General features: G+C 61.1%; 16 protein-coding genes. 6 read left to right on the top strand and 10 right to left on the bottom strand.

Going from position 1 to position 20,244, the window contains the following annotated elements; all coding sequences use genetic code 11:
* Positions 1-129 precede the first annotated feature (129 nt).
* From R0J92_RS04800 to R0J92_RS04820, 5 genes are all read right to left on the bottom strand, one after another.
* Positions 130-2,544 (bottom strand): GcvT family protein, encoded by a 2,415-nt coding sequence (locus tag R0J92_RS04800; RefSeq protein WP_411050901.1) that lies wholly within the window; start codon positions 2,542-2,544, stop codon positions 130-132.
* Positions 2,545-2,781: 237 nt separating this feature from the next.
* The gene (locus tag R0J92_RS04805) at positions 2,782-4,095 is read right to left on the bottom strand and encodes an HlyC/CorC family transporter (RefSeq protein ID WP_106164004.1); all 1,314 of its coding nucleotides are present in this window, start codon (positions 4,093-4,095) and stop codon (positions 2,782-2,784) included.
* A gap of 124 nt (positions 4,096-4,219) precedes the next feature.
* Entirely contained in the window at positions 4,220-5,173 is a 954-nt protein-coding gene (locus R0J92_RS04810) for a tyrosine recombinase (protein ID WP_411050902.1), read from the bottom strand.
* A 6-nt stretch (positions 5,174-5,179) separates the two neighbouring features.
* Complete coding sequence (locus tag R0J92_RS04815; protein WP_411050903.1) at positions 5,180-6,709, bottom strand: hypothetical protein; 1,530 nt, start codon at positions 6,707-6,709, stop codon at positions 5,180-5,182.
* Complete coding sequence (locus tag R0J92_RS04820) at positions 6,699-6,848, bottom strand: hypothetical protein (protein WP_165798130.1); 150 nt, start codon at positions 6,846-6,848, stop codon at positions 6,699-6,701. The genes R0J92_RS04815 and R0J92_RS04820 overlap by 11 nt, the downstream gene beginning before the upstream one ends.
* An 83-nt stretch (positions 6,849-6,931) precedes the next feature.
* Between R0J92_RS04820 and R0J92_RS04825 the strand changes: the two genes are divergently transcribed.
* Together R0J92_RS04825 and aroB are read left to right on the top strand one after the other, a co-directional pair.
* Positions 6,932-7,522: a shikimate kinase gene (locus R0J92_RS04825; RefSeq protein WP_106164007.1), complete on the top strand. Its 591-nt coding sequence runs from the start codon at positions 6,932-6,934 to the stop codon at positions 7,520-7,522.
* Positions 7,522-8,637, top strand: coding sequence for a 3-dehydroquinate synthase (aroB, locus tag R0J92_RS04830; RefSeq protein WP_411050904.1), 1,116 nt, complete (start codon positions 7,522-7,524; stop codon positions 8,635-8,637). Before R0J92_RS04825 ends, aroB begins: the two co-directional genes overlap by 1 nt.
* A gap of 137 nt (positions 8,638-8,774) precedes the next feature.
* Here aroB and ssb read toward each other — a convergent pair whose 3' ends face one another.
* Positions 8,775-9,305 carry a single-stranded DNA-binding protein gene (ssb, locus tag R0J92_RS04835; protein ID WP_106164009.1) on the bottom strand — a complete coding sequence of 177 codons (531 nt, stop codon included), beginning with the start codon at positions 9,303-9,305 and terminating at the stop codon, positions 8,775-8,777.
* A 258-nt stretch (positions 9,306-9,563) separates the two neighbouring features.
* Between ssb and R0J92_RS04840 the strand changes: the two genes are divergently transcribed.
* From R0J92_RS04840 to R0J92_RS04855, 4 genes are all read left to right on the top strand, one after another.
* Positions 9,564-10,139 (top strand): lytic transglycosylase domain-containing protein, encoded by a 576-nt coding sequence (locus R0J92_RS04840; RefSeq protein ID WP_106164011.1) that lies wholly within the window; start codon positions 9,564-9,566, stop codon positions 10,137-10,139.
* A gap of 139 nt (positions 10,140-10,278) precedes the next feature.
* Entirely contained in the window at positions 10,279-10,653 is a 375-nt protein-coding gene (locus R0J92_RS04845) for a hypothetical protein (RefSeq protein ID WP_317386074.1), read from the top strand.
* 151 nt (positions 10,654-10,804) lie between these two features.
* Positions 10,805-11,950: a cytochrome-c peroxidase gene (locus R0J92_RS04850; RefSeq protein WP_411050905.1), complete on the top strand. Its 1,146-nt coding sequence runs from the start codon at positions 10,805-10,807 to the stop codon at positions 11,948-11,950.
* Positions 11,951-12,078: 128 nt separating this feature from the next.
* Complete coding sequence (locus tag R0J92_RS04855) at positions 12,079-13,494, top strand: tetratricopeptide repeat-containing sulfotransferase family protein (protein WP_411050906.1); 1,416 nt, start codon at positions 12,079-12,081, stop codon at positions 13,492-13,494.
* Between the two features lie 145 nt (positions 13,495-13,639).
* Here R0J92_RS04855 and R0J92_RS04860 read toward each other — a convergent pair whose 3' ends face one another.
* The 4 genes from R0J92_RS04860 to R0J92_RS04875 form a co-directional block, all read right to left on the bottom strand.
* Positions 13,640-15,727, bottom strand: coding sequence for a dipeptide ABC transporter ATP-binding protein (locus R0J92_RS04860; protein ID WP_411050907.1), 2,088 nt, complete (start codon positions 15,725-15,727; stop codon positions 13,640-13,642).
* A 95-nt stretch (positions 15,728-15,822) separates the two neighbouring features.
* Positions 15,823-17,259, bottom strand: a complete 1,437-nt coding sequence (locus R0J92_RS04865) for an ABC transporter permease (protein WP_411050908.1) — start codon at positions 17,257-17,259, stop codon at positions 15,823-15,825.
* Positions 17,260-17,274: 15 nt separating this feature from the next.
* Entirely contained in the window at positions 17,275-18,327 is a 1,053-nt protein-coding gene (locus tag R0J92_RS04870; RefSeq protein WP_411050909.1) for an ABC transporter permease, read from the bottom strand.
* 159 nt (positions 18,328-18,486) lie between these two features.
* Positions 18,487-20,151, bottom strand: a complete 1,665-nt coding sequence (locus R0J92_RS04875) for an ABC transporter substrate-binding protein (RefSeq protein WP_106164017.1) — start codon at positions 20,149-20,151, stop codon at positions 18,487-18,489.
* Between the last annotated feature and the right edge of the window lie 93 nt (positions 20,152-20,244).

Below are 20,244 nucleotides of genomic sequence, written 5' to 3' on the forward strand. Positions count from 1 at the left end.
ATTGTTTCGCACGCGAAACATTGGGGCAGGGAGAGTGACCATAAAGTTGCACGCGCCCCGGGGGAGCGCGTGCGGTGGTCCGGCAACAGGGGGCGAGACAGGTCAGTCCTGTTGACCTGTTTTGTGGTTTCAGCCGCGCATACGGGCGCCATCGGCGTCAAACAGCGGCTCGGTAATCAGCCGGGCGACGTGTTTCTTGCCGAGGATCTCGATCTCGACCTGCAGCCCGTCGGTGGCGCGCTCAACGGGGACAAACCCCAGCGCGATGGATTTCTGCGCATGGTGGCTGTAGCCACCCGAGGTGCAAAACCCCACCACTGCGCCGTCGAGCCAGATCGGCTCATAGGCCACCACATCAGCGTCCTCTGCCTCAACCTCAAAGGCGCAGAGCTTGCGTGCGGCACCTGCGTCCCGCTCAGCCTCCGCAGCATATCGTCCAATGAAATCAACGGGTTTCTTGAAGGATATAAAGCGGTCCAGCCCGGTTTCCGCCGCCGTGTAGTCGGGAGAGAATTCCGATAACCAGGAGCCGAAGAACTTGTCCAGCCGCAGCGACATCATGGCGCGCATACCGAATGGTTTCATGCCGTGGGTTTGGCCCTCGCCCCAGAGCGTGTCCCACAGGGATCGCTGGCTCGGCAGGTCGCAATAGATTTCATAGCCAAGATCGCCCGTGTAGCTGACCCGTTGCACGACGCAATCCACCTTGCCGATGGTCATACGGCGCACATCGAGGAACTTCAGGTCTACGGCATCGCGGGTGACGGCGGCGAGCACGTCCCTGGCGCGGGGGCCGGCGATCTGGAAGCCGTTGACCTGATCCGAGACGTTTTCGATGGTCACGCCCTCGTCCAGGTTCTGCAGGAACCAGCGCATGTGATAGGCCTGCGCGCCATAGGAGGCGGTGAGCTGGAAGTCCTCCTCGCCGAGGCAGGAAATGGTGAAATCCCCAATCAGGCGCCCCTTGGGCGAGAGCATCGGCGTCAGGCTGAGCCGACCCTGTTTTGGCACCCGGCCCGCCATGATGCGATCCAGCCAGGCGCGGGCACCGGCGCCTTTGACACGGTATTTGCCAAAGTTGTGAATCTCATTGATGCCAACGGCTTCGCGGACGGTCTTCACCTCACGCGCGGTGGCCTCGAAGGCGTTGGAGCGCCGGAAGGAGGGGATCTCGTATCGCTCATCTCCTTCGGCAGCAAAGTAGTTCGGGATCTCCATGCCGTAGTAGTGGCCCCAGACCGCGCCCAAGCCATCAAAGATGTCGTACATCGGCGTCGTGCGGAAGGGGCGCGCGGCGGGAAGCTCCTCGTTCGGGTAGGCGATGGAGAAGCGTTTCTGATAGTTCTCGACCACCTTGGGGCGGGTGTAGCCGGGGGTGATCCAGTTGCCATAGCGGGCGACATCCATGGCGGCTGTGTCGCGTTCGCATTCGCCCTCGACCATCCATTGCGCCAGCATCAGCCCGACGCCACCGCCTTGAGAGAAGCCCGCCATCACGGCACAGGCCGACCAGTAGTTGCGCACGCCGGGCACCGGGCCCACCAGCGGGTTGCCATCGGGGGCAAAGGTGAAGGGGCCGTGGATTACTGATTTGACACCGGCCTCGGCCAGGGCCGGGAAACGTTTGTAAGCAAATTCAATGCTTTCTTCTATCTTGTCAAAGTCGTCTGGCAGCAGTTCGTGGCCAAAATCCCAGGGCGTGCCATCGACCGCCCATGGCCGGCAGGGCTGTTCGTAGAAACCAATGCAGAGGCCGCGGCCTTCCTGTCGCAAGTAGCTTTCGCCCGCCGGGTCCATCACATGCGGATGCTCGCCGCCGCCGTCGATAATCTCGGCAATCATCGGCACCTCGTCGGTGACGATGTATTGGTGCTCCATCGGGTGCAGCGGAAAGTAGATCCCCGCCATCGCGCCCACTTCGCGGGCCCAGAGACCGCCTGCGTTGACGATATGCTCGGCGTGAATGGTGCCCTTGTTGGTGACCACATCCCAGCTTCCATCGGGGCGCTGGTTGGTCTCGATCACCTTGCAATGGGTCTCGATGGTGGCGCCGCCCATGCGTGCGGCCTTGGCGTAGGCGTGGGTGGTGCCGGAGGGATCGAGGTGGCCATCCAGCGGATCGTAGAGCCCGCCGATGATGCTGTCGATATTGGTGACAGGGGCGATTTTCTTGATTTCTTCGGGACTTACGATCTCTGTCTCAAGTCCCATGAAGCGATGTTTGGCGCGCTCCGCCTTCAGCATGTCGAAGCGTTCCTTGTTGTCCGCAAGGGTGACGCCGCCGACATGGTGCAGCCCGCAGGACATGCCGGTGATCTCTTCCAGCTCCTTGTAGAGCTTGATGGTATAGCCCTGAAGGGCGGCCATGTTGGTGTCGCCGTTCAGGGTGTGAAAGCCCCCGGCTGCATGCCAGGTGGAACCGGAGGTCAACTCCGAGCGCTCAATCAGCATCACGTCGGACCAGCCGAGCTTGGTCAGGTGGTAGAGGACGGAGCAGCCGACGACGCCGCCGCCGATGACGGCCACACGGGTGGTGGTTTTCATGAAGTCTGTCTCCCTGTCAGGTTCGCGATTGGCATCATTCTGGACACTTGTGCCCAGTAGTCCAGTCAAAATGCGACAGGGGATGTCGGAGGTGGGATGCAAAGCGGGTGATCTCCCGCCCGCTTGTCCAGCCCCAACGGGACTGGCCCTCCGGTTGGGCGCGCGCCGCGCTGGTCGCTTCGGGCAAAGCCCGAAGCGAAACCCCTCTTTCGCGGGGTTTTGGATGACAGACAGATATCAGCTGTTCAGGGGACGAATTTTCAGACCCGTGACGCGGTTGCCTTCACGCGCGGTGACTTCGAAACGGAAGCCATGAAAGGAAAACACCTGACCCACTGTCGGGATCATCTGCGCCTCGTGGATCACAAGGCCTGCAACGGTGTTGGCCTCTTCGTCGGGCAGGTTCCATTCCATGGCCCGATTGAGGTCCCGGATAGTGGTGGCGCCTTCGACGATGAAATTGCCATCCCCCGTTTTGCGGGCGAAGCTCTGTTCGGCAGGGTCGAATTCATCGGTGATCTCACCGACGATCTCCTCGAGAATGTCTTCAAGGGTGATCAGCCCTTGCAGGGAGCCATATTCATCCACCACCAGCGCGAAATGAGTGCGCATGCGCAGAAACTGACGCATCTGATCGTCTAACGTGGTGGTCTCTGGCACGAAATATGGCGGCTTGCTGACTTCGGTGATGTTGAAGTCACGCAGTGCGGAGGCGTCGCCATCCGGACCGCCGATCTTGGCATACATCTTGCGCAGCAGATCCTTCGCATGGACCACGCCGATGATGTTCTCCTGATTGGTGCGAAACAGCGGCAGGCGGGTGTGTGAGGAGGTCAGGCATTGTTCCAGAATGGCCTCGGGGTCGGCCTCTGCATCGATCATTTCGATTTTGGAGCGATGCAGCATGATTTCCTCAACCAAGCGGTCGGAGAGATCCAGCGCGCCAAGGATACGATCGCGGTCTTCCTTTTCCACCACACCTTCGGAGTGGCCGATCTGCAGCGCACCGACGATTTCTTCGCGCACCGCCATGATGTGGCTGTCCGGGTCGATCTGCACCCCGAAGACGCGCAGCACACCGCGCACAAGCAGCCGCACCGCACCGACGATCGGTGCCAGGATCGTCACCAAGGTACCAATGACCGGCGCCACGGCTGCGGCGGCTTTTTCGGAGTTTGTGATGGCGTAGGTCTTTGGCAGAACCTCGGCAAAGACCAGAACGAGCATTGTCATCACGATGGTTGCCAACGCGACGCCACTCTCACCGAAGATCTTGGTGAACAGGGCGGTCGCCAGAGAGGCCGCCAGGATGTTGACAAGGTTGTTGCCCAGCAGGACAGACCCGATCAGTCGCTCGCTGTCCTCGGTTATCTGCAGCGCGCGTTGTGCCCCGCGCGCGCCCTTGTCAGCCTGACTGCGCAGCTTGCCGCGTGAGGCGGCGGTGAGTGCAGTTTCGGAACCGGAGAAAAAACCGGACAAGATCAGCAGCAGCACAATGCCGCCGGAGGTGATCCAGAATGAGCTGTCGAGTACGGAAGTTGCGCTGTCCATTGGGGTCCTGAGGGTCCTTCATTTTTGATGGTTATGCTGTGCAAGCGACGTTGGATCAAGCAGTCTGGGGTCGAAACCGGCTTTTGCCTGCGCCGGAAGCGCCGGTTTGGGGCCTCGGCACCTGTCAGTCCGTGTCCGACGCTTTCTTTGCGAGCGGATGGTGTTGGTGCACCAGTTCTGCCAGTCGGGCATCGAGAACATGGGTGTAGATCTCGGTTGTTGCAATATCCGCATGGCCCAGAAGTGCCTGAATCGCACGCAAATCCGCACCGTTGGCCAGCAGGTGTGTCGCAAAGGCATGGCGCAGGGTGTGCGGGGTCACTTTTTCGGGCGAGACGCCACCGGCCACTGCCAATTCCTTGATCAGAAGGTAGAAGCGATGCCGCGTCAGATGCCCGTCCTTACTCCGGGAGGGGAACAGGAAACGAGAGGATTTGTGGCCTTCGGTTTCGCGTTTGTCCTCGATCCCATCGCGGGTGCTGAGCCAGACAGCCAGGGCCGCGCGCGCCGGTGGTGACAGCGGCACCATACGCTCCTTGCCGCCCTTGCCCAGAATCAGCAGCATGTTGGGATCACCTCGCGCGGCTGACACCGGCAGCGAGACCAGCTCACTCACCCGCATACCTGTGGCGTAGAGCAGCTCCATCAGGCAGGTGTTGCGCAACCGGTCGGCCTCTGTGCGCCCGGTCACACGGGCCGCTTGCAAAAGCAGGTCGACCTCCGCGATCTCAAGGGTCTTGGGCAGGGATTTGGCGCGGCCCGGGCCTTTGATCTGCAACGCGGGATTGTCCTCGCGCCAGCCTTCTTCAAAGGCAAAGCGATAGATCTGCTTGACCGCAGAGAGGCGCCGGGCGCGGGTGGCGCGGCTCAACCCTTCGGCGTCGCAGGAGATCAGGTAGGACTCCACGTCGCCTTGCTGCATTAGGCTGAAATTCAGACCTTGTCCGGCCATCCAGTGCGCGAGATTGCGCAGATCGCGCCCGTAGGCGAGCAGCGTATTGCGCGCCGCGCCCAACTCGGCGGCCTGAGCATCGAGGAAGGTGGAAATCCATTGGAGGTCATCATCCGGTGCCCGCATCTGTTGCTACCCGCGCGGTAGAAGCAGGAGTTGGAGCGCGGCACGACGTGCCGTGTCCTCAAGCCCCATATGGCGGAACGCGGCCAGAGACTGGGTCGCAGCCTCCAGATTGCCGTCGGCCCCATGCGAGAAGCTTTTCATCGTCACAAGGATGGCCTCGCCAAGACGGCCCTGGTCGAGCAGCAGTTTCTGTGCGGCGGGCAGCGTGCTGTCAGGGGCAAAGCCGGTGGCGATGGCCTGTTCCTGCGACGTGTTGGCGAGCTCCGCCGCCGGCTGCCCTTCGGCCAGAGAGGCAAGGAAGCGGCTGTGCCGGCTGTCATTGGGGGGCGTGGCTGCGGCTGTTTCATAATCCGCAGAAAGCAGGCGCAGGCGCCAGGCGATCATGGCGGCCTTGCCGTCCAGTTTGATGTCCGCCAATCGCGGCGCAAAGAGATCGGCCATCGCCATTTCCAGCCCTGCAGCCTGAGCGGCGGCCCAGAAGGCCGGCAGCGTCTTTCGCACCGCGTCGGCGCTGCCGGTGGACAGGGCGGTGTCAAACCGCTGCACGGCGGCGACCCGGTCCCAGATGCCGCCAGAGGCGGCCGGACGACGCGCGGTGAACAGTCCCAGCAACTGGTTCGGGTTCATCGCCCGGCTGCGGGTCAGGCGTTCTGCGGCCTCAAGTTGGGCCTTCCATCCGGCGATGTCGCGCAGATCCGCGCTGGCAAAGGCGCGGGGCAGGGACCGTGTTGGCATCGGCTCTCCGATCGCCTCGAACATGCGAAATTCGAGCGGCGTCGGGGCGGAAGGCGACGGCAGCGGCGGCATGCCCTCATAGAGGTCCGGATTGAGGAAGCGGTCCAGCAAGGCAATCTGTGTCTTGCCCAGCAAGGCCAGCGCATGGGCCGTTTCCAGCATCAGCGCAGCAGTGGGCCAGTCCCCGCGACGGGCGGCGCAGAAGATGCGCGCTGCATAGTCCTGCATCAGATAGGGATCCGCCGTTAGCGCGGCGCAGCTGCGCTCCTCATCGCCGTTCAACAGCGTTACATCGAACCAGCGGTCGAACCTTTGCGCATTCTCGGTCGGCCCGGCCTCTTGCACCAGCGCCTGAGCCGGGTCCGTGGCGCCGATCTCACGCAGCCGGTCGAGGCGTGCAAGCAGGATCTGGTCGTCGTCACGAAAGGGCGGGCGCGCTTCGGTCAGAAGCAGTGTCATCAGCAGCGATTGCATCGCGGGCAGGTCGGAGACCGGAACCTCCCTGATCAGCGTGGCCAGCTGTTCCGGTGGGCTGCCTTGCCACAGGGTTGCCGGAAGTCCGGTGCGCGATTCCGGCACCAGCCCAATGGGCGGCAGCAACCGCTCCAGCGGGGTGACGGTGATGTCGGGGCCATGCGCGCTTTGCGCGACCGGGGGTTCCTGCAAGAGCGTCGGCGGAATATTGGCCACCGGAGGAGCAGCTTTCAGCCAGTCAATTGCGGTCAGCGGATCGCGTGCCAAAACCGGAGATGTCGTCAGCAGAAGACCGCCAAGGACCAATGCGGCAGTTTTAGTCGGCATTGAGCACCACGGGTTTGCGCACTTCTTCTGACGGAGCCGAAAAATCTGCACCAAACCAAGGGCCTACATAGGCGTATGCCACCAGCCCGATTGCCGCCAAAATGAGGAGGAAAGCCAAGTATTTTACCAAACGTGCCATGGGTGTCCCGGTGCCTGCTTCTTTGTCTGTTTTGAGAGTTTTATATATGGCCTTTTTGCCAATATCACGTCATTCACTGAAGAATGAGCGAAAAAGACCAAATCACCGATGCGACGGCAGAAAGTTGCGCGCCGGGAAAGTTGAAGAAGACCATCGTGCTGGTCGGGATGATGGGAGCCGGAAAGACCGCGGTCGGGCGGGCGCTGGCTGCACGGCTTGACGTGCCCTTCCTCGACAGTGATCACGAAATCGAATTTGCCGCCAATATGTCGATCCCGGAAATCTTTGCCCGCGATGGTGAACCATTCTTTCGCGAGAAGGAATATCAGGTCATCTCCCGGCTTTTGCAGGAAGAATGCGGCGTGTTGTCCACCGGCGGCGGCGCCTTTCTGGCGGAGCGAAATCGGCGGGTCATGTCCGAATCCGGTGTCTCGATCTGTTTGCAGGCGGATCTGGATGTGCTGTGGAAGCGGGTGAAGGGGCGCGACACGCGGCCCTTGCTGCGCTCGGCGGACCCGTATCAGACGCTTTCCGACCTCTATCATGCGCGCGTGCCGGTCTATGCACAGGCGGATCTGACGGTGAGTTCGGATGGGCAGGTCTCGATCGACAATATGGTGAGCCGGGTGCTGGAGGCCTTGAAGGCGCGCCCCGATGTGCTGGAGTTTGACTGATGGAAAAAATCGTTCACGTACCTTTGGACACCCGCGCCTATGACGTGGTGATCGGCCCCGATCTGGTGGCCGAGGTCGGCAAGCGTTTGGCGCCCCTGCTGACACGTCCAAAGGTTGCCGTGCTGACCGATGACACCGTCGCGGCACTGCATCTTGAAGCTCTGCGCGCCGGGTTGGCTGCCGAAGGCATCGAGATGGAGGCGCTGGCCTTGCCGCCGGGCGAGGCCACCAAAGGCTGGCCGCAATTCTCCCGTGCGGTGGAATGGCTGCTTGAGAAGAAGGTTGAGCGCGGTGATATCGTGATCGCCTTTGGCGGTGGCGTGATCGGTGATCTGGCGGGCTTTGCGGCCGCGGTGTTGCGGCGGGGCGTGCGTTTTGTGCAGATCCCGACCTCCCTGCTGGCGCAGGTGGACAGTTCGGTGGGGGGCAAGACCGGCATCAACGCGCCGCAGGGCAAGAACCTGATCGGCGCGTTCCATCAGCCGGCGATGGTGCTGGCCGATACCGCGATCCTCGGCACGCTGACCAAGCGCGATTTCCTCGCCGGTTATGGCGAGGTGGTGAAATACGGCCTGCTGGGCGATGCGGAGTTTTTCGACTGGCTGGAGGCCAATGCGCCCGCCATGGCCGAAGGTGATATGGCGCTGCGGGTCGAGGCTGTGGCGCGATCCGTTCAGATGAAGGCCGATATCGTGGTGCGCGACGAGACCGAGCAGGGGGACCGCGCGCTGTTGAACCTCGGTCACACGTTCTGCCACGCGCTGGAGGCGGCGACCGGCTACAGTGATCGGCTGATGCATGGCGAGGGTGTGGCGATCGGATGCGCGCTGGCGTTTGAGCTGTCCGCCCGTCTGGGACTGTGCAGCCAGGAAGACCCCAGCCGGGTGCGCGCGCATCTTAAGGCGATGGGTATGAAGACCGATCTGGCGGATATCCCCGGCGATCTGCCCACTGCCGAAGAGCTGGTTGAGCTGATGGGGCAGGACAAGAAGGTCGTGGATGGTCAGCTGCGGTTCATCCTTGCCCGCGGCATTGGCGATGCCTTTGTGACGTCCGATGTGCCCGAGGACAAAGTTCTCGCGGTGCTGCAAGATGCATTGCGTCAGCGCGCATAAAACGCAGCGGGGACGGCCAAAGCTTCTTTTGTGGCGAAGGCGGCTGAGGCGCGCCGGTCATGCAACCGAATGATGACAAAAAAACACCCGGAGCGGTTCGCTCCGGGTGTTTTTGCTTTGCGCGCTGAGGGCAGACCTCAGAACGGGATTTCGTCGTCGTCGATGTTTTGCGAGGGGCCACCCTGACCGCCGCCAAAGCCGCCGCCCTGGTTGCCGCCACCACCGTAGCCGCCACCGCCGCCACCGTAGTCGCCGCCGCCCTGGCCGCCGCCACCGCCGCCAAAGCTGCCGCCACCTCCACCGCCGCCGCCTTCACCGCGACCGTCGAGCATGGTCAGCGTGCCGCCGATGCCCTGTAGAACAATCTCGGTCGAATAGCGGTCTTGGCCGTTCTGGTCCTGCCACTTGCGGGTTTGCAGCTGGCCTTCCACGAAGACTTTGGAGCCCTTGCGCAGATATTGCTCACACACGCGCACGAGGCCTTCGCTGAAGATGGCGACAGAGTGCCATTCGGTCTTTTCGCGGCGCTCGCCGGTGTTGCGGTCTTTCCAGGTCTCCGAGGTCGCGATGCGGAGGTTGCACACCTTGCCGCCATTCTGGAAGCTGCGCACTTCCGGATCGCGGCCAAGATTGCCGATGAGCATTACTTTGTTCAGGGATCCAGCCATGAGGGTCCTGTCCTTTGTTTCTTATCTGTTCAAGAGCGATTGCGACGGGTCGCCTGAACGGGAAGTCGAATCCCGTCCGTTGCCTGCCGGCAAGAGTAACGACCCTATTCGCGCGATGAAAGGGCAGGAGCGCGTCTGGAGCGCCCGGAGCGCGTGCAAATTGCGCCTGACAGGGCAGTAAGATGTGGATATCTTCCATTTGGCCAAAAGTTGGCTATATTGTTCACAGCAAAAATTGACGAGTTCTCGAAACATCCCATGCGACGCATTTCGACTGCTGCCCTGATCCTGTCCGTCTTCGCCACGCAAGCGGTGGCCGCTGACCTGTTCAAGAGCAAGACCAAGCGCAAGATGTTTGCGGCGCAGACCAACTTTCTCGATACCCGTGGCGCCAGCCAGTACCGTGGTTCGGAGCGGTTGAAGCCCGACAGCCTGAAGGATGATGTGCTGCCAATCTACAGCGGCAGTTACCGTGGCGAATACCTTGAAGTGGCCCGCAGCGCCGCACGTGATCATGGCGTTCCGGAAGATTTGTTCCTGCGTCTGGTACAGCAGGAGAGCAACTGGAATCCGGGGGCCGAATCTCACAAGGGCGCTCTGGGGCTTGCGCAGCTGATGCCGCAGACCGCGCGGCTGCTTGGGGTCGATCCGCTGATTCCGGCGGAGAATTTGCGCGGCGGTGCGCGCTATCTTGCGCAGCAATATCGCAAGTTCGGGTCCTGGCGACTGGCACTTGCGGCCTATAATGCCGGTCCCGACGCGGTGAAACGGCATGGCGGGGTGCCGCCCTACAAGGAAACTCAGAACTACGTGCGCAAGATTCTTGGCAGTTGAGCCGGTTTCCGCCGGTTCGGCCACTGCCAGCGGCGACTTCCAGCCGCCGTTAACCATTTGCCCCGCCACCTTCGTTAACGGGTCATTAATCTGCCTTAATCAGACGTGAATTTCTCTCTCAACACGGAGGGGCGTAAAAGTGAGTGGGAAGACGTTTGAAGGACAGGTGGCGCGCATGGGCTGGGAACCCGGCGCACAGCCCCGTCCTGAGCTGGTGGATCAGATCCTAGACTACCACGGCCGCGGGATGAGGCGCGAGATCGGGCCGACGCTTTGGGGTGTGGCCTGTGGCGCATTGATCGGCGTGTTGCTGAAGGGGATCGCCCTGGAGACTGCGCCATGGGGGCCGGGCACCGGGACGATTGGCGCCGTGATCGCCGCATTGGCACTGGCTGGGTTTGCCGGAACACTGACGGTGGCGTTCTGGGGCGCATGGCGGGCCAGAACACGGCCAGAGATCTTGCAATTTGGCTCAATCAACCTGTTGACCTTGCTGGTGGTTTTCCTGGTCTGACGATCAGCGATCTGCTGCAAGAGGAATACCCGCGGGTGGGACTGTGGGAGAGAGGAAAGGGCGTGGTCCAGATCAGGGCTGCGTCCTTTCTGCATCTGGAAATTGCGTGGTGACTGCGCTAGGCGGTGGGTGAAGAACCCGGAGAATATCAATGATGGTTTCGCGCTTTGTCGTCCGTCCTGCGGCCTGTCTGCTTCTTGCCACCGCCCCGGTGGCGGCGCAGCCCTATGCTACGCCAGAAGCGCTTGGCGAGGCCTTGTTCTTCGAAACCGACTTGTCGCTGAACCGCACCCAGTCCTGTGCCAGCTGCCACGAGCCCAATGCGGGTTTTGCTGACCCGCGTCGTGACGCGGAGGGGGCGTTTTCGCGGGGCGATGATGGCCTGTCGCTCGGTGCGCGCCACGCCCCCACGGCGGCCTATGCGATCCTGTCGCCTGCCTTTCATCAGAACGCTGACGGCGAATGGGTCGGTGGCCAGTTCTGGGACGGGCGCGCGTCGGACCTCGCGGCGCAGGCTGGGGGGCCAATTCTGAACCCGATCGAGCTGGGGCTGGCGCGTGAAGCGGATGCCATTGCCCGGCTGGCCGAGCATGAGGACTATGTGACCGCTTTCCGCGCCCTTTATGACGTGGATATCGCCACCGATGCCGATGCGGGGTTTGAGGCCCTGACGAAAGCGCTCGCCGCGTTTGAGAGCAGCGAAGCGTTCCAGCCCTTTGACAGCAAGTATGACCGCTATCTGCGCGGCGAGGACGAGCTGACCCAGACCGAAGAGCTGGGGCGGCTGTTGTTCTTTTCGCAGCAATTCACAAATTGCAATCAATGCCACCAGCTGCGCCGCAGTGCCATCGACCCGGCCGAGCCGTTTACGGACTTCAAGTATCACAATATCGGCGTGCCGGCGAACCTGCAGGGCCGTGAGGAAAACGGCGTAGACGCGGAGTGGGTGGACAATGGATTGCTGGACAATCCGCTGGTCGACGATCCGGCGCAGCGCGGTAAGTTCAAGACACCGACCCTGCGCAATGTCGCAGTGACCGGTCCATATATGCACAATGGGGTGTTTCAGGATCTGCGGACCGTTGTTGCGTTCTATAACAAGTACAACAGCAAGGCGGAGGCCGCGCAAACCAATCCGGAAACCGGAGCCCGCTGGGGGGCAGCGCCGGTGCCCGAAACCCTGTCGACTGAAGAGCTGACCCATGGGCCCGCATTGGATGACCGTCGGATAGATGCGCTTGTTGCCTTCCTCGAGACGCTGACCGATGCACGCTATGAGCCACTGCTCGAAGACTGATCGGCAGCCTATGTGGCAGTGCCGCGTTAAATTCCAAGAAAAAGCCACAAATTCGAACCAAGTGCTTTACCGCTGATTCACTTCTCTGACGCACATTCAGCCCATCGTTACAGAAGGGCGAACAACACATGCTGGTAGAAAACAGCCACACTCCCGATGCCTTGACCGAGGCATTCGCAACCGTCGACGGCCTTATGGCCACGGGCAAATTTGCGCGCTCTCTCAGCGTGATGCTGCCCTTTGTACAATCTGGTGATCTGGATCTTGGCCTGCTGGAACGTACCGCAGACTGCTTTTTCGAGATGCGCGACTATGACAATGCGATCAAGGTCATGCGCCATGTGGTCGAAAGCTACCCCGAGGATGCGGCGGCCTGGGGTAAGCTGGGCCTCATGCTCCAAAGCAAGGGAGACCTGTCGGGCGCGACGCAGGCCTTTGAGGAGGTCCTCAAACGCACCCCGAATTCGGTGCCCGCTCTGACGGCCCTCAATGGGATTGAGACTTTCTCTGTCGACAGCCTTTATGCTCAGAGAATGCTGGCGCTGTCCGAACGTGACGATCTGGACAGCAATCACCGTGCCCTGATCCATAACGCGCTGGCCCAGATCGCGCATGCCTCTGGCGAGGCGGACGTTGCGTTCACGCTGTTCCAGTCGGCCCGTCAGGAAGTGGCAGGCCCGTTTGCACCGGCGATCTTTGACGAAATGGTCGCCGAACAGGAGCAAATGTTCGAGCCGCGCCCGCCCTCTGAGGATGGCTCGATGCTGCCGAAATTCGTCTTTGTTGGCGGTATGCCGATGGCCGGCACCGGTCTGGTCGAGCGTATCCTGGCAAAGCATCCGGGCGTGTTCAGCGTTGGCGAGAACTCTGCGATGTCGCGCACCCATGGTGCCATTCGCATGCATCTGGCGAAGACGAACCGCCCGTGCAACTACTGGGACTGGATGGACCAGCTGAGCGCCGAAGAAATCGACATCTTCCGCCAGTATTACCTGGAGCGTGCTCTGGGTGGTCAGGTTGCCGGTGGCAAGACGATCGTGGATGCACATCCGCTGGGCTGTCTTGAGTTTGCGCTGGCACAGTTCCTGTTCCCGGAGGCAAAGTTCATCTTCATGTCGCGTCATCCGATGGATACGGCACTGGCCAATATCGCCTCGAACGTGCTGAACGGCAACGCGCTGGCCTCGCGTCCGGAGTGGATCGCCAATGTGATGCGCACGGTTTATGCGTCTGCCACCAACTATGCGGCAACGCTTGGTGATGCGATGCGCATGCAGTCCTACGCCGCGCTGGTCAAGGACCCCAAAGTGCAGATCAGCACGCTGCTGGAACATGCAGGTCTTGATTTCCAGGAAGCGTGCCTGTCGCCTGTCGCGCTCTGTGACCTTGATACCATTGGCAAAAAGCTTGGTCAGGAAGAACTGTCGCCGGATACGCAAGGTCAATGGCACGCCTATGAGGAGCACCTTCAGCCTGTGCTTGATGCGCTCGGCGGTGAACGTTGGGTTGAAGCTTGGGAAAGCTTTGACGCAACCCTGCGCTGAACGGCTCAGGACCATGCGTGGCGGAAGAATCCCCGCGCATGATCCGATGCGGATCGGCCATATCGAAAGGCCTCACCCGAGATGGGTGAGGCCTTTTGGTTCGAAGGTCAGTTGCCTGCGCCGCGTCGCCGCGTCGTTCGAGACATTATTCGGCTGCGATCTTGATGACGGGCTCCATGCTCTCGAGGATATCGTCGCTGAGGTGACATTTGATCTGATGCCCGCCCGCCAGCGTGCGGATCGGCGGCACCTCCTTGTCACACAGCCCGTTCGGAACCTGAGACTTCCAGCGACAACGGGTCTGGAAGGGGCAGCCTGACGGCGGGTCCATCGCCGAAGGAATGTCCCCCTCCAGCACGATATGCGTTTTCTCGATCGAGGTGTCGGCAATCGGAACCGCCGACAGCAAGGCTTCGGTATAGGGATGATAGGGGGGCGAGAACACCTGATCGGTATCGCCCAGCTCGACCACATGGCCGAGGTACATAACCATCACCCGGTCCGACAGGTAGCGCACGATCGACAGATCATGGGAAATGAACAAGAGAGTGGTCTTCTCATTGCGCTGGATTTCCATCAGCAGATCGGTCACCGCCGCCTGCACGGACACATCAAGCGCCGAGACGGGCTCATCCGCCACCACGATGCGCGCGCCACCGGCAAAGGCGCGGGCGATGCCCACCCGCTGTTTCTGACCGCCAGACAGCTGACGCGGCATGCGATCTGCAAAGGCACGGGGCAGTTTCACCAAATCCAGCAGTTCAAGCATGCGCTGTTTGCGCGCGCCATCGCTGTCGCCGATGCCAAAGATCTCCAGCGCCCGAATGATCTGACGGCCCACGCTCATCGACGGGTTCAGCGTGTCAAACGGGTTCTGGAACACCATCTGCACGTCGGCAATGGTGCTGGCATCACGGTTCTGGATCGGGATCTGTTCGATGTTGTGATTGTCCAACAGGATCTCGCCTTCGGTGGCCGTCTCCAGCCCCATCAGCACCTTGGCGAACGTGGATTTGCCACAGCCTGACTCGCCGACGATGGCAAGGGTCTCGGATTCGCGGGCCTCAAAGCTGAGCGTCTCATTGGCCTTGACCACTTTCTTGGCACCACCGCCAAACAGCGCGTTGGCGGCCACCTCGTAGTATTTCTTGAGGTTGTCCATCTTCAGAACGACCCGGCCCGGCTCGGTCTTGGCCTTTTGTTCACCCACGTTGATGGGGGCGTTCCAGTCGATTTCCTGAAACTTCAGACAGCGGGTGTGGTGGCGTTCGTTGTCCGGTACCGGCTCCATCAGAATGTCACCTGCATCACAGCGCCCGGCCTCGAAGTAATCGCAGCGTGGACCGAAGTTGCAGCCTGTGGGGCGTTCATGGGGCAGGGGGAAATTGCCGGGAATCGCCACCAAGGGGCGCGCGTTCTTGTCGGCACCGGGCAGTGGGATCGAGCGGAACAGCGCCTGCGTGTAGGGGTGACGCATGTCATCGAACACATCCTCGATAGAGCCACGCTCCACCGCCTCGCCGGAATACATCACGCAAATCCGGTCGCAAGTCTCCAGTACCAGGCCGAGGTTATGCGAGATGAACAGCATCGATGTGCCGTATTTCTTGCCCAGATCCTTGACCAGTTCGACCACGGCGGCCTCCACGGTCACGTCAAGCGCTGTGGTGGGCTCGTCGAGGATCAGCAACGAGGGTTTTGACATCAAGGCCATGGCGATGACGATGCGTTGCTGCTGACCACCCGAGAGTTGATGCGGATAGGAGTTCAGCATCCGCTTGGGGTCAGGCAATTTCACATCTGTGACAACCTCGAGCGCCCGGGCATGGGCGTCTTTCTCGCTCAGGCCTTCGTGGATCATCGGCACTTCCATCAGCTGTTTGCCGATCTTCATCGCCGGGTTCAGGGAGGCCATGGGCTCCTGGTAGATCATCGCGATCTCATTGCCCCGCACGTCGCGCAGCTCTTCCGTACTCATCTCCGACAGATCACGGCCCTTGAACTTGATCGACCCACCAACCACGCGTCCGTTCTTGCCCAGATCCTGCATCACGCCCAGCGCCACGGTGGATTTGCCGCAGCCGGATTCGCCGACCAGACCCACCGCCTCTCCGGGTTGCACGGCGACAGAGAAATCCATCACGGCGGGAATTTCACGCAGGCGGGTGAAGAAGGAGATCGACAGCTTGTCAATCTCGAGGATCGGACCGTCATACTCTGCAAGTTTGCTCATCTTGGTCTCCCTGGTGGGCCGGTCGAAGTCTCACGTGCTTCTTTTGGCCCAATATATCTCGGGGTCCGGGGGCAGCGCCCCCGGCTATGATTGTCTCAGTCCTTGAGGCTTTCTTCGCGCAGGCCATCGGCCAGCAGGTTCAGCCCCAGCACCAGGCTCATCAGCGCCACGGCGGGCGGCAGGGCCGGATGCAGGTAGATCGACAACAGCTTGCGCCCATCATTGATGGTCGACCCCCAGTCGGGGCTTTCTGGTGGCAGGCCGAGGCCGAAAAAGCCGAGCGTGCCCAACAGGATCGTGGTGTAGCCGATGCGCAGGCAGAAATCGACGATCAGCGGGCCGCGCACGTTGGGCAGGATCTCCCACAGCATGATGTACCAGGCGCGCTCGCCGCGGGTCTGCGCGGCCGCCACATAGTCGCGGGTCTTGATGTCCATGGCGAGCCCCCGGACAATCCGGAACACGGTGGGCGAGTTCACGAAGACCACCGAGACAAACACCACCAGCACACCGCCGGGAATATCAAAAAAGTCGATCGGCCAGAAGTCGATCTTGCTGCCATTTTCATTGATCAGCGACATGTACAGCAGGAAGATCGGCACCAGAACGATGGCTAACCACATGTAATCCTTGCCGGGCTGTGTGCGGAACCGCGAGTGGATCAGCACGCCGCAGAACACCATCGGGAAAGCAAAGAGCACCACGGCCATGAACTGCGGCAACCCCGTTGCCACGATCTCGGGTGTCACCAGTAGATAGAACAGCAGGATCACCGGGAATGCGAGGATGAGGTTGGCGAGAAAGGACAGCAGCGTGTCGAGGCGACCGCCGTAATAGCCCGCCGGCAGACCGAGTGTGATCCCTACCATGAAGGCAAAAAGCGTGGCGAGCGGGGCGTATTTCAGCACCTCCCAGGCGCCCTTGACCATGCGAGAGAACACGTCGCGTGCCAAGTTGTCGCCGCCGAGCAGGTACCAAGCATATTCGCCTTCCTCGGCTCCGCGCAGGGGCGTGCCGGGCACCTTGTTCTTCATACCCGAGGCCTGTCCCAGCGGATCATGGGTGGCGATCAGGTCCATGGCGCCAAAGATGCCGGTGAACACCCAGAACATCACCAGTCCAAAGCCAATCATCCCGATGGGGCTGTCGAAGAGTTTGCCATAAAGGCCAAGCCGCCGCTTGAAGGTGATCGAAAGGGCGAAAAGCACCACCAGCGCAGTCCATGTGGGCAGCATCTGCCGCGACATGGCACCGACGATACCCGCGCTTGTGCCCAGGATCAGTCCAAGCAGCAAATAGGCAAGGGACAGGATGGCGACCACCAGAAAGGTAAGTTTGACGCTGAGGTTCGCCATCGCTTGCGGATTGCCCGCGAGGGTGAAGGAGCCATCAGCGTTGGCCACCTGCCGGGTGCCGGCACTGATGACGGATGTGATGATCCAGATTGCCAGCGCTGCGACCAGCAGCACGAGCGTGATCTGGTAGATCGGGTTCAGGAAGGCAAGAGCGCCAGTCCAGGTCAAGGGATCCATGAAATGCCTCCTGCCTTATGAGATACGAATACGTGGGTTCAGGAACACATAGCCGATATCGGAAATCAGCTGCGTCAGCAGAACCACCACGACGGAAACAACAGAGACGGCGAGCAGCAGCTCGATGTCATTGTTGCTTGCGGCCTCGACCAATGCCCAGCCAAAGCCCTTGTAGTTAAACAGGCTTTCCACAATCACCACGCCGTTCAGCAGCCAGGGAAATTGCAGCATGATGACGGTGAAGGGGGCGATCAGCGCATTGCGCAGGGCGTGTTTCAGAACGATGTTGGGAAAGCTCACGCCCTTCAGCCGTGCGGTGCGGATGTATTGGGCTGTCATCACCTCGGTCATCGAGGCCCGGGTCATCCGCGCGATGTAGCCCATGCCGTAGAGCGCGATTGTCAGCACCGGCAGGAAGAAGTTCTCGAACGTGGGATTCTCCATCGCCGCCGTTGCTGTGCCCTTGAACCATTTCAGCCCCACGGTGGAGGAGGCAAACACCGCGATGAAAATCACCCCGGAGACATATTCCGGCGTTGCGGTGGTCATGATCGAGAGCGTCGACAGCGACCGGTCAGTGGCAGAGCCTTCGCGCATGCCCGCAAGAACGCCAATGATCAGCGCCGAGGGGACCATCAGGATCAGCACCCACATCATCAGGTACCCGGTGTTGCCGAGCCTGGTTTCGATGATGTCACCGACACCTGTCTTGAAGCGGGTGGAATACCCCCAGTCACCCTGGATGATCCCACAATAACGTGGTGCGGAGGCGGCCTCGTCTGGTGTTGCGGTGCCATCAATACATCGTCCGGTGACCTCGCCATCAGCAGTGCGGGTCCATCCGGGCATGACGCCGAGCCATTGGCCGTACTTCACGACAACAGGTTGCGCATAGCCATTTTTCTCCAGCCAGCTTGCGACGGCCTCGTCCGACATGCGGAAGTTGCCTTCGGTCTTGGCGAGCTTTTCAAGGTTTGGATAGAGATTTGTCAGAAAGAACACGATGAACGTCAGGCACAACGCCGTAATGATCATCACGCCTGAACGACGTAATATGAATAGTCCCATTTGATCCCCTGCAGACTGGCGGTCAGCTGGCCCTGATGCGTGCCGGAACTGGGTCTTCCGGATCGGGGGGCCGTCTTATTGTTTGGTCTTATCGTTGATAGCTGGCCGCCCCCGGCACAGAGGTCGGGGGCAAGCCAAGAGGATGTGGCCGATCAGAGATCAGGCCGCCCAGCCCCATTTGTAGTGGTGATGCTCGTAGGAGATGTGCATGTCCGCACCGGTGACGCCTTCGCGCATGTGGCGGAACAGCGATTTCCAGTAAGGCTGAATGGTCACGCCTTCGTCCTGAATCAACTTTTCAGCCTTGGCGACGACTTCGCGACGCTTGTCGACATCGGCAATCGCCAACGCATCGGCCAGAAGCGCGTCGAACTCTTCGTTGGCCCAGCCGAACTCGTTCCAGGCCTCGCCGGAGCGGTAGGCCAGAGCCCAGATCTGCACGCCAAGCGGACGGTGGTTCCAGTTGGTGGAGCTGAACGGATACTTGGTCCAGTCGTTCCAGAAGGTGGAGCCGGGCAGAACGGTGCGCTTCACCTTGAAGCCCGCGTCGCGCAGCTGCGCGGCCACGGCGTCGGTGGTGTTCTTGCGCCAGTCGTCGTCGATGGAGATGATCTCGTGCTCGAAATCCATCATGCCGGCTTCTTCCATCAGGGCGCGGGCGCCTTCGACATCGACTTCCTGCTTGGGCAGTTCGGCATATTCCGGGTGCGCCGGGCCGACATGGTGATGTTCGGCGACAACACCGCGATTGCCATAGCCCAGTTCCAGGCAGACATCATTGTCGATCGCCATCTGCAAGGCCTTGCGCACGCGCTGATCGGCATAGGGCTTCTTGCCATCGATCTCGGCGAGCTGGTTGGGACGGATCACGATGGTGGACATGGTCACAACTTCGGACTTCACAAAACCCAGCGAGTCCATCACGTCGATGAATTCACCAACGGATTCGTAGAGCATGTCCACTTCTTCCGCTTCCAGCGCGGAGAGCCAAGAGGACGGGTCGGTGCCGAAGTCGATGTATTCGATGCTGTCCAATGCGGGACGACCAAAGACCTCTTCGCCCCACCAGGTATGGTCCTCGTTGCGGGTGAGCGTGCATTTCACGCCGACCTCGAGTTCGGAGATCAGATAGGGGCCGGTGCCGACCGCGTTCTGTGCATCATCCGCGCTAAAGCTGGCATGGGTGATCGCTGCCGGGTAGTCCGCCATGCCCGGAATGATCGAGATGTCGGAGTTCGGCAGCTTCAGCTTCACGGTGTGGCTGTCGACCACCTCGATCGCGCCCTCGATCGCTTGGTTGGTGTCGGGGTCGATCAGGGTGCCGAAACGACCGGCCATGGAGTTGCCTTCCATGCCCTTATCGCACCATCCGGCGATGTTGCGCGCGACGTCCTCGGCGGTGAAGTCATCGCCGTTGTTCCACTTCACGCCCTTGCGGACATTCAGGGTGTATTCATCGGCGCTGTCGTTGACTTCCCAGCTTTCCAGCAGCATCGGGGTGAAAGAGCCGTCGTTGTTGTACTCAACCAAATATTCCAGCGTGCCGCGGCTCTCGTTGCCGATTTCGGACCAGTCATAGGTGCGCGGATCCTTCAGGCCGCGGACGTTCATCTGCACCCGGATGGTGCCGCCTTCCTGCATGTCGCCCGCAGCGCGCGCGGGGGCGGTCAGGCCGATCATCCCATAAGCGGCTACAGCCGAGACGCCCAGAGCGGTGGCACGGGTCAGGAATTCACGCCGGGACAGCTTGCCAGACTTCAGTTCCTGCGCGTGCATCTCTGCCGCCCAATGGGTGGTCGAGCTCTTGAGTGTGGTGGTGGTCATCGATGTCTCCCTGTTCTAGACATGTGTTGGGCGGGCGTCCGCGCGAGTGTGGCCCCCATGCGCCGGCAATGCTGTGTCGTGCTGAGGTGTTTG

Source organism: Tritonibacter sp. SIMBA_163 (assembly GCF_046535935.1).
Taxonomy (GTDB): Bacteria; Pseudomonadota; Alphaproteobacteria; order Rhodobacterales; family Rhodobacteraceae; genus Epibacterium; species Epibacterium scottomollicae.

Coding starts and splice junctions, on each gene's coding strand:
- R0J92_RS04800 (WP_411050901.1), bottom strand. CDS start 2,544: ATGAAAACCACCACCCGTGTGGCCGTCATCGGCGGCGGCGTCGTCGGC.
- R0J92_RS04805 (WP_106164004.1), bottom strand. CDS start 4,095: ATGGACAGCGCAACTTCCGTACTCGACAGCTCATTCTGGATCACCTCC.
- R0J92_RS04810 (WP_411050902.1), bottom strand. CDS start 5,173: ATGCGGGCACCGGATGATGACCTCCAATGGATTTCCACCTTCCTCGAT.
- R0J92_RS04815 (WP_411050903.1), bottom strand. CDS start 6,709: ATGCCGACTAAAACTGCCGCATTGGTCCTTGGCGGTCTTCTGCTGACG.
- R0J92_RS04820 (WP_165798130.1), bottom strand. CDS start 6,848: ATGGCACGTTTGGTAAAATACTTGGCTTTCCTCCTCATTTTGGCGGCA.
- R0J92_RS04825 (WP_106164007.1), top strand. CDS start 6,932: ATGAGCGAAAAAGACCAAATCACCGATGCGACGGCAGAAAGTTGCGCG.
- aroB (WP_411050904.1), top strand. CDS start 7,522: ATGGAAAAAATCGTTCACGTACCTTTGGACACCCGCGCCTATGACGTG.
- ssb (WP_106164009.1), bottom strand. CDS start 9,305: ATGGCTGGATCCCTGAACAAAGTAATGCTCATCGGCAATCTTGGCCGC.
- R0J92_RS04840 (WP_106164011.1), top strand. CDS start 9,564: ATGCGACGCATTTCGACTGCTGCCCTGATCCTGTCCGTCTTCGCCACG.
- R0J92_RS04850 (WP_411050905.1), top strand. CDS start 10,805: ATGATGGTTTCGCGCTTTGTCGTCCGTCCTGCGGCCTGTCTGCTTCTT.
- R0J92_RS04855 (WP_411050906.1), top strand. CDS start 12,079: ATGCTGGTAGAAAACAGCCACACTCCCGATGCCTTGACCGAGGCATTC.
- R0J92_RS04860 (WP_411050907.1), bottom strand. CDS start 15,727: ATGAGCAAACTTGCAGAGTATGACGGTCCGATCCTCGAGATTGACAAG.
- R0J92_RS04865 (WP_411050908.1), bottom strand. CDS start 17,259: ATGGATCCCTTGACCTGGACTGGCGCTCTTGCCTTCCTGAACCCGATC.
- R0J92_RS04870 (WP_411050909.1), bottom strand. CDS start 18,327: ATGGGACTATTCATATTACGTCGTTCAGGCGTGATGATCATTACGGCG.
- R0J92_RS04875 (WP_106164017.1), bottom strand. CDS start 20,151: ATGACCACCACCACACTCAAGAGCTCGACCACCCATTGGGCGGCAGAG.